At 48.3% G+C, this 1,939-nt stretch carries 4 protein-coding genes; 3 read left to right on the top strand and 1 reads right to left on the bottom strand.

Annotated elements, in window-relative coordinates:
• Positions 1-207: 207 nt before the first annotated feature.
• Positions 208-891 carry an NYN domain-containing protein gene (locus tag GMA8713_RS25560; protein ID WP_062715486.1) on the top strand — a complete coding sequence of 228 codons (684 nt, stop codon included), beginning with the start codon at positions 208-210 and terminating at the stop codon, positions 889-891.
• A 151-nt stretch (positions 892-1,042) separates the two neighbouring features.
• Here GMA8713_RS25560 and GMA8713_RS25565 read toward each other — a convergent pair whose 3' ends face one another.
• The gene (locus tag GMA8713_RS25565) at positions 1,043-1,309 is read right to left on the bottom strand and encodes a hypothetical protein (RefSeq protein WP_062715481.1); all 267 of its coding nucleotides are present in this window, start codon (positions 1,307-1,309) and stop codon (positions 1,043-1,045) included.
• On the opposite strand from GMA8713_RS25565, the gene GMA8713_RS25570 reads away from it, so the two are divergent.
• Both GMA8713_RS25570 and GMA8713_RS25575 read left to right on the top strand, forming a co-directional pair.
• Positions 1,303-1,602, top strand: coding sequence for a hypothetical protein (locus GMA8713_RS25570; RefSeq protein ID WP_062715482.1), 300 nt, complete (start codon positions 1,303-1,305; stop codon positions 1,600-1,602). The two genes, GMA8713_RS25565 and GMA8713_RS25570, sit on opposite strands and share 7 nt — an antisense overlap.
• Positions 1,595-1,921 carry a hypothetical protein gene (locus tag GMA8713_RS25575; RefSeq protein WP_062715484.1) on the top strand — a complete coding sequence of 109 codons (327 nt, stop codon included), beginning with the start codon at positions 1,595-1,597 and terminating at the stop codon, positions 1,919-1,921. Before GMA8713_RS25570 ends, GMA8713_RS25575 begins: the two co-directional genes overlap by 8 nt.
• Positions 1,922-1,939 lie beyond the last annotated feature (18 nt).

Here is a 1,939-nt window from a genome sequence, read left to right on the forward strand (position 1 = left end):
AGTGTCGCATTTAAGTGGTCACATTGCCAGTTTTTGTATCAGGGTAGGGTGGTCGCGTTGGGGTATGCTCTAAAAAGTAGGTGTAGTATAGTTGACAACTAAGCAGTGTATACAGATAATATACACCAATGACGCCCCTGATTAATGCGTGCCTCCCAATATTGGCATAGCTGAATCTGGGGTTTTTTTTTGCCTTATGGTGGTGATGTGAAAAAAGTTGCAGTTTTAGTTGATGGTGATTTCTTTTTGAGAACTTTCACTAGAGCAATTGATCCAGAACGCTCTATGGATAGTGGCACAATGGCAAAGTTAATGTGGCGCTATTGGGTTTGTCATGTAGACAAAAAGCAGCACGAGGAACTTCATCGAATCTATTTTTATGACTGTCCCCCTTTAACTAAAAAAATTCATCATCCAACCAGTGGCGATTTTGTTGATCTAGGCTCAACACCTATCGCTAAGTTTCGCAGCGAACTCCATCAAAACCTTATAAAGTTTCCGTTTGTCGCTCGTCGGATGGGCTTTCTTGATGAGGGCAATGCACGCTGGGTTGTAAGAAGTAATGATTTGCATAAAAAACTTATAAAAGGGTCTATTGCAGCATCTGAAATATCCCCTGACCAAATTACCTACCATGCTGGTCAAAAGGGCGTTGATATGAAAATTGGTCTTGATATAGCAACCTTGGTTCTTAAAGATCAGGTTCAGAAAATTGTTCTAATATCGGGCGACAGCGATTTTGTTCCTGCGGCCAAACTTGCAAGGACTGAAGGAGCGCACTTTGTGTTAGATGCAATGAACGCTTCAATCAGAGATGACCTCGCTGAGCATATAGATCAGCTTCGTACGCATATTAAGTGGTTTTCTGAAAAGCACGCTGAAACAGCTTAATAGTACGATAAAATCAGAAAGCACCCTCCGGGCAACCATGCTCTATTTCACACGTCTCTCCGGCGGTCGTTCCTCCCTTGTCTCGCCGGTTCAACCAAGCCTAACCACGCTTCGCAACGTCTTGGTCCATTCGGGTCACGATCAGGGCTAGTCAAAGCAGAGCAAGATCAAAAGCTTTCACCGTCTGCGCCAAAGTGCTGCTAAGGCGGTGGGCGGTTTCACGTGTGGTTTTCTCCTTGTGGTTTCCCTTCATCGCCGCTCCCGCCGCCTTCTTTTCCTTGGCACCGCAGAACCTGTCCTTCAAGGGTAAATAAACGCAAACAGCGCGCCCTTGATGTCCAGAACCGTGCAGTGCCTTCGGGAAGGCAGGCGAAAACGGCGATGAGAAACCACTAAACAAGGAGAAAAGCCATGTCACGTTCAACCTTCCTACCACCAAGCAGCACTAAGGCGCAGCCGGCGAGCAACGTATCTCCGTTGCATCACTCAGGCTCCACAACGATGAGGGGGCTGTTGCCGTTCCAGGCAGAAATCATGGATGAAGGGCTTTACCGTCTTCACGAACGGTTACGGGCCATTAATCCAAATGTTCAGCAAGTGGTGTGGGCGCTGAATGTGGCGCTCAATCAGCATGGCTGGGCCATCCGCACGGTCGAAGATCTGGAATGTTTTATGGATGCGGCGGAAGCCTGGGGGCAAGAAAATGACTGATTCTGAATATTACCGCACCATTGCGAAAACTATTCTTGGCCAACTGGGCGGAAATCGTTTTATCACCATGACAGGGGCGCGGCAGTTTGTCGCGCTCGATGCGCCAGGGCTGCAGTTTGATTTGCCGGCGCGGTTTGCGAAAGGGGGCATTAACCGCATTCGGGTGGTGTTGGACCCGTCCGATACTTACACCGTCACCGCGTTTAAGCTGTGCCGCCGGTCGTTTGAATGTCCGGAAATGGGCAGTCAGTCTGGGGTGTATTGCGACATGCTCGAAGGGGTATTCAGTGAGTTAACGGGGCTGAATACTAGGCTTTAATCAGTTACGTAACTTATG

This window comes from Grimontia marina (assembly GCF_900060185.1).
Classification (GTDB): domain Bacteria; phylum Pseudomonadota; class Gammaproteobacteria; order Enterobacterales; family Vibrionaceae; genus Enterovibrio; species Enterovibrio marinus.

Bases quoted from the DNA above. Each gene is read 5' to 3' on its own strand.
- GMA8713_RS25570 (WP_062715482.1), top strand. From the start codon at position 1,303: ATGTCACGTTCAACCTTCCTACCACCAAGCAGCACTAAGGCGCAGCCG.
- GMA8713_RS25575 (WP_062715484.1), top strand. From the start codon at position 1,595: ATGACTGATTCTGAATATTACCGCACCATTGCGAAAACTATTCTTGGC.